Annotated in this window: 6 protein-coding genes; 5 read left to right on the top strand and 1 reads right to left on the bottom strand. The window is 35.4% G+C overall.

What is annotated here, in order from left to right; genetic code table 11:
• A partial coding sequence (alaS, locus tag BBH99_RS09345; RefSeq protein WP_066694898.1) for an alanine--tRNA ligase occupies nucleotides 1–1,202 on the bottom strand: 1,202 nt, incomplete at its 3' end.
• 250 nt (nucleotides 1,203–1,452) lie between these two features.
• Here alaS and BBH99_RS09350 point away from each other — a divergent pair.
• From BBH99_RS09350 to BBH99_RS09370, 5 genes are all read left to right on the top strand, one after another.
• Nucleotides 1,453–2,004: an RNA polymerase sigma factor gene (locus BBH99_RS09350; protein ID WP_066694899.1), complete on the top strand. Its 552-nt coding sequence runs from the start codon at nucleotides 1,453–1,455 to the stop codon at nucleotides 2,002–2,004.
• Nucleotides 2,005–2,006: 2 nt separating this feature from the next.
• Entirely contained in the window at nucleotides 2,007–2,276 is a 270-nt protein-coding gene (locus BBH99_RS09355) for a hypothetical protein (protein ID WP_066694900.1), read from the top strand.
• An 81-nt stretch (nucleotides 2,277–2,357) separates the two neighbouring features.
• Complete coding sequence (locus BBH99_RS09360) at nucleotides 2,358–2,807, top strand: DUF417 family protein (protein ID WP_066694904.1); 450 nt, start codon at nucleotides 2,358–2,360, stop codon at nucleotides 2,805–2,807.
• A gap of 17 nt (nucleotides 2,808–2,824) precedes the next feature.
• Nucleotides 2,825–3,925: a peptide-methionine (R)-S-oxide reductase MsrB gene (msrB, locus tag BBH99_RS09365; RefSeq protein WP_066694906.1), complete on the top strand. Its 1,101-nt coding sequence runs from the start codon at nucleotides 2,825–2,827 to the stop codon at nucleotides 3,923–3,925.
• Nucleotides 3,926–4,049: 124 nt separating this feature from the next.
• Nucleotides 4,050–5,150, top strand: a 1,101-nt coding sequence (locus tag BBH99_RS09370; RefSeq protein WP_066694902.1) for an AAA family ATPase, incomplete at its 3' end; no start/stop codon positions are given.

Below are 5,150 nucleotides of genomic sequence, written 5' to 3' on the forward strand. Positions count from 1 at the left end.
TCGCTTGGTAATACTTTCAGATTATCAGCAATCGTCTGCTGAATTAATTTATCAACTCTGATCAGACCATTCTCAATAGTTTTTAAGAATGAATCTTCTTCACTTTTAATGACCTCTGAAACCAATTTTCCTTGCTTCTCAATTTCAGGGAAGAAAGGCCCCATCTGTTCCTGTAATACAGCCACCAGTTTATAAAGGAAAGGTTCTTTCATCCCTAAGAATCTATAAGAATAAGAAATTCCTCTTCTTAAAATTCTTCTGATTACATATCCTGCGCCTCCGTTAGAAGGAAGCTGTCCGTCTGCAATCGCAAAAGAAACCGCTCTGATATGGTCTACTACCACACGGATCGCAATATCTTTTTCGTCTTCTAAAATTCCGGTATATTTCTTTCCTGAAAGCTCTTCAACTTTAGAAATCAGTGGAGTGAAAACGTCTGTATCATAATTGGAAGATTTTCCCTGAAGCGCCATACATAGACGCTCAAAGCCCATTCCTGTATCAACATGCTGAGCAGGAAGTTTTTCCAGAGACTTATCAGCCTTTCTGTTGAATTCCATGAAAACCAGGTTCCATACTTCCACTACTTGTGGGTGGTCTTGGTTGACTAATGAAATTCCCGGAACAGCCGCTTTTTCTTCAGCCGTTCTAAGGTCAATATGAATTTCTGAACACGGTCCGCATGGTCCGCTTTCTCCCATTTCCCAGAAGTTATCCTTCTTATTTCCATTGATGATTCTGTCTTCTGAAATATGAGATTTCCAGAAATCATAAGCATCCTGGTCTCTCTGAAGATTTTCAGAGGCATCCCCTTCGAAAATCGTTACATATAAATTCTCTTTTGGTATTCCGTATACTTCAGTCAGTAATTCCCAGGCAAAAGCAATAGCCTCCTTTTTGAAGTAATCCCCGAAAGACCAGTTCCCCAACATTTCAAACATGGTGTGGTGGTAAGTATCTCTACCTACATCATCCAAATCATTGTGCTTTCCTGAAACTCTTAAACACTTTTGTGTATCGGCAATTCTTGGGGCCGTAGGGGTTTTGTAGCCCAGGAAAAAATCCTTGAACTGTGTCATTCCTGAGTTGGAAAACATAAGGGTAGGGTCGTCTTTCAGCACAATAGGAGCTGAAGGAACGATAAGGTGTTCCTTACTTTTAAAATAGTCTAAAAATTTTTGACGTATCTCTTGTGATGTCATAGTATTGCTTTTGCTTTTTTTAATATCAAATTTTGATAAGATGCAAATTTAAGATTTTTAGGTGATTTAATATCTAATATTTGATATTTTCAGGAGTGATTTGTCAAATATCAGGCATAATAGTTTATCATAACAATGAATATATTGGCTATATTTTTCGGGAAACTATTAGCCTTCAGAATCTTTTTGCTCATTTCCATTTAACTTATTACCTTCGTTAAGATCTGAACTAAGACAAAACATAGCACGTATGATGAAAAACGAAATTCTGAAAAGCTGGATAGAACAATATTCCGGACCACTTCTGAAGAAAGCTTTATACATGCTTTCCAATAAAGAAGATGCTCAGGATGTTGTTCAGGATGTTTTTATAGCAGTATTTTCCAATTATGATTCTTTTGAAGGGAAAAGCCAGCCATTGACTTGGCTGATGGCTATTCTGAATAGAAAAATTGCAGATTTTTACCGGAAAAAATATAAATCGGAACCCAACATAAAGCTGGATCATTTTTTTGATGAAACAGGATCATGGAAGAATAATGATGTTTTGCAGGACTGGAATGTATCAACAGAATCTGAGCTTCTTGATAATTCCGATTTTAATAAAACTCTTGAGGAATGTATCGAAGAATTACCGGCCAGATGGAAAATTTTACTGAAAATGTATTATATCGAAGAAAAAAAAGCACCAGATGTGAGTCAGGAATTAAATGTTTCTACGACTAACCTTTGGAAGATTCTTCAAAGAAGCCGGATGCAGCTTAGAGAATGCCTGGAATTTAACTGGTTTTCAAAAGTATAGAGATGATAAGAAAAATCCTACATATATTATTTTTACCATGCAGTGAAGCTACTTTACTGATGGAAAAGCGCAATGCACAAACAATCTCTGCCAAAGAAAGGAGGAGATTAAACCTCCATATTGCTATTTGTAAATGGTGCAAAGCTTATAATGAAAAAATGAAGCTGTTGGATAAGATTTTTAGAAAAACCTTTAGTGAAAAGGATACTGAAATAAATGAAGTTGAAATTCAGGATTTTAAGAATAAAATGCTTGATAAATTAAATTTCTAAGAAAAATTTTGTCAGGATTTTGAAACTGTTCCGACTATACTTTTGAAAAACAAAGAAAGTATTCATTCAAAATCTAAAAAAATGACAGGAACAGCACAAACATCAGGTAAAAAACAATCAACGTATACCTTAGGCTATTATATTTCTCTTTTCGGAGCAGCTCTTATATTGCTTTGGATCGGGATTTTTAAGTTTACTCCAACGGAAGCTTCAGCAATAAAACCTTTGGTGGAAAACCATTTCTTAACTTTTTTCGTATATAACATTATGAGCGTTCAGGAAGTGTCAAACCTTATCGGAGTGATAGAAATTATCATTGCTCTACTCCTGATATTTAGTGCGAAATTTGCTGTAGTAAAAAGATATGCCGGAATAGGAATGGTTGTGACTTTTCTGGTAACATTAAGCTATCTGTTTACCACTCCGGGAATATGGAAAATGGTAGATGGTGTACCAGTAACAGACTTCTTTATTTTAAAAGATCTGATGCTTTTAGGATTTGGATTAATGATTTTACAAAACAAGAAATAATGAATAAAAAGCTAAATATGAAAAATATATTAATTGTACTCGGAATTATTCTGGGTATCGCAGTTTTTGCTGCAGAGAGCGGGCTTTTTAAAAAGAATACGCCCAATGAAACGAACGTAAAAAAAGAAAAACAAGAAATTATGGATAGTAAAAATGTCAGAGAAATTTATTTTGCAGGTGGATGTTTTTGGGGAACAGAACATTTCTTTCAACAGATTCGTGGTGTTGTAGGAACAGAAGTAGGTTATGCTAACGGGAAAACTCAGAATCCAACTTATGAAGAAGTGGTAAGCCACACAACAGGTTTTGCAGAAACCGTGAAAGTGAAATATGATCCTGAACAAGTGGATTTGAAATTATTGATTGATCTGTATTTTAAAACCATTGATCCTACAAGTCTTAATCAGCAGGGAAATGACAGAGGAGATCAATACCGAACAGGAATTTATTACACAGATAAAGCCGATGAAGCAGTTGTGAAAAATGAAGTTCAGAAACTGGCAAAAGGATATAGCAAGCCAGTTGTAGTGGAAACAATTCCTTTGAAAAACTTTTATAAAGCAGAAGACTATCATCAGGATTATTTAGATAAAAACCCGGGCGGATATTGTCATATTGAACCTGGACTTTTTGAAATGGCAAAAAAAGCCAACCCGCTTCCTAAGGCAAGCACTTACCAAAAGCAGGATAAAAAAGTTTTAAAGCAAAAACTGACAGCAGAACAATACAATGTCACCCAGGAAAACGGAACAGAAAGACCATTCCAAAATGAATACTGGAATGAAACCCGTGAAGGAATTTATGTAGACATCACAACAGGGGAACCTTTATTTGTCTCGACAGATAAATTTGAATCCGGCTGCGGATGGCCAAGCTTTTCAAAACCGATCACCAAAGGGCTGATTGATGAAAAGCTGGACCGTACCCACGGAATGACAAGGGTAGAAGTAAGAAGTAAAACCGGAGATGCTCACTTAGGACACGTATTTAACGATGGGCCGGAAGATAAAGGCGGACTTCGTTATTGTATCAACAGTGCTTCTCTTAAGTTTATTCCAAAAGCGGAAATGGAAATCAAAGGATACGGAAAATATCTTCCGTTGTTAGATAAAAAGTAAATTAAAAGAAAGAGGCTGCCTATTGGCAGCCTTTTATATTTTTAATTAAATAAAATGAATCAAAATATAGGATACTGATAAAATCAAATTAAAATATTAAATTTGGTAGAACTAATAGGGAATTATGAAGCTAATTGAACTTGCAGAAGAACTCAATGTTTCTGCAGAAGCCATCAAACAGTTTATACAGGATTTTGACCTTGAATTGGTGGACTGTATCAGCACCAACTTTGAAGTGAAGGATGATTTTGAAAAATTTGCCCGTGAAAATGTAGATTTTTTAAGGCTGTACGAAAAAGACCTGGATAAAAATAAAACTTTAGAACAGATTGCTGAAGTCATCAATCAACCGAAGGATAAAGTAGAAAAAGCTATTAAGGACAATAACCTTAATATTTTTGATAATGGCTTTTTCAAATCTTCCATTTCCAGTTATGGAATCGATAACAAGCTGGGAGGAAATTATCAGTTCGTATATGACTATTTTGGGCATAAAACCAGCCTTCAGCAAAGAGATTTTATAGGATACAGAGATTTGTTTTTCTATACATCAGCTGTTCTTGAACCATTTTTAAACCCGCAGCAGATTAAAGACTGGGGAATTAATAAACCGGCAGGGATTATTTTGTATGGGCCTCCGGGGAGTGGTAAAATTTTCTGGGCTAATAAAATTGCGGAAATTATAGGGTATCAGTTCAAAGAAGTGAAAAAGCACTACCTGGGAACTTCATTAATTGATGGCAATCAGATCAATTTCAGTGACTTTCTTCTAACGATGATGAAAGAAAATAAAATGCTGCTTTTCTTAGATGATTTTGATGAAATTATGATGCAAAGAAAAGCAGATAATGATATTGCATCCTGTAATCTGGAAGCTCAGGAACTTATTCTCCACTATATCGGAAAATTTGAAAAAGAAGGCGTACTGATGGTGGGTTCAGCCAATTCAGTATCCGAAATTGATGAAGAAATCTTGGCTCCGGGAAGATTTGATGTCATGATTCCTATATTTCCACCTAATGCATCAGAACGTTCAGAAATTATTCTGTATGCGATGACTAGAGGACTTGAAGAAGATTCTTTACTCTACAAAATTCTGAAAAATAACAAAGCAGATAAAGTCCCTTTCTGGCATGACGTTTCTTCAAGGATGAAGGCTTTCAGCAATACCATGTTGATTGATTTTACGCAAAGCTTGAAGAAAAGGATCAAAAATCTTTACCAG

Origin of the sequence: Chryseobacterium contaminans, assembly GCF_001684955.1 — a bacterium.
GTDB classification, from domain to species: domain Bacteria; phylum Bacteroidota; class Bacteroidia; order Flavobacteriales; family Weeksellaceae; genus Chryseobacterium; species Chryseobacterium contaminans.

Coding starts and splice junctions, on each gene's coding strand:
- BBH99_RS09350 (WP_066694899.1), top strand. CDS start 1,453: ATGATGAAAAACGAAATTCTGAAAAGCTGGATAGAACAATATTCCGGA.
- BBH99_RS09355 (WP_066694900.1), top strand. CDS start 2,007: ATGATAAGAAAAATCCTACATATATTATTTTTACCATGCAGTGAAGCT.
- BBH99_RS09360 (WP_066694904.1), top strand. CDS start 2,358: ATGACAGGAACAGCACAAACATCAGGTAAAAAACAATCAACGTATACC.
- msrB (WP_066694906.1), top strand. CDS start 2,825: ATGAAAAATATATTAATTGTACTCGGAATTATTCTGGGTATCGCAGTT.